Origin of the sequence: Psychrobacter sp. FME13 (genome assembly GCF_014861395.1) — a bacterium.
In the GTDB taxonomy this organism is placed as follows: Bacteria; Pseudomonadota; Gammaproteobacteria; order Pseudomonadales; family Moraxellaceae; genus Psychrobacter.
Map to the genome: position 1 here is coordinate 1 of NZ_RRYV01000311.1, position 1,132 is coordinate 1,132.

Sequence of the window (1,132 nt, forward strand, 5' to 3'; positions counted from 1 at the left end):
TAGGCTTAGATGTGTATAGCTCATGGTTGCAATCTCACTTTGGTCGGTGGATAAAAACTTTGATGCTAGCGCATCTAGGTCTTTTTTTCACCTTGCATTTGGTATTGCACTTCATGTGTTAATCTAAGGATGATATGACAATTATAACTGCACCTAATGGATATGGAAAAACAATCTGTCTGAAAATTATACATTCGATATTTAATCTTAATTTTATGTACTTTGCCGAGCTTGATTTTGATCAGATATCCTTGACTACGGATAAAGGTACTCTATCAATAGTAAAAACGGCAGTTGTTAAAAAAAGTAGAGATATAAAGCAAGTATCTTTATTTAGTCACGAAGAAATAAATGGTGAAAGTCCTTTTTTTGATGAAGATATTGTTTTGTTCGATAATAAGCAAAACGAATTAGAAGTACCTAAAAAATTAGAAATTGTAATGCAGTTTGATGGTGTTATAAAGATACATCCTATAAATCTTGATGAACATTACGAACTATATCGTAGGCACTTAGATGAATCCCATGTATTTTTGAGTAGAATGGACTATGACAGGTGGACAGATAGAAGACCAGGGCTTCGTAGGAACTACAGTTTTGAAGAAGCTATTGAGGCTTTTGGCTTACCCGACCTCTCTGAAGAAAGATTTGAACTACCTAAATGGTTAGTAGACTTTTGTAAAAATCAAAAAACTTACTTTGTACAAGATCAAAGACTAATTTTAAAGAAAAATGACAAAAATAGTAGAAATGATTTTTTTACTAATGCTATTGAAAGGTATTCTGAGAGACTGAAATCTAAAATTAGAGATTCTAGTGTTAAGGTTTCAATGAACTCACAACAACTTGATTCTACTTTTCCAAAACGGCTAGTAACTAGCAAAGACAAATACGATAACTTCGATAAAAATGAGCTTATTGAAGCTCTTGAAAAAATTCAAGATAAAAGAAAAAAGTTAATGAAATATGACCTTCTGTCTCAGGATAGTAGCTTAGATAATGAAATAGAAGTTGATCATATCGAGGAAAATGATGTAAAGGTTTTAAACTTATATGTTTTAGATACAAATAAAAAGCTATAGTCAGATGACCACAAAAATGTTATAAAATAAATCAACTAAACGATTACCAC

At 31.0% G+C, this 1,132-nt stretch carries 1 protein-coding gene; it reads left to right on the plus strand.

Annotated features, from left to right (window positions below):
• Positions 1 to 134 precede the first annotated feature (134 nt).
• Positions 135 to 1,082, plus strand: a complete 948-nt coding sequence (locus EI164_RS16245) for a hypothetical protein (protein WP_192521008.1) — start codon at positions 135 to 137, stop codon at positions 1,080 to 1,082.
• Positions 1,083 to 1,132: the final 50 nt, after the last annotated feature.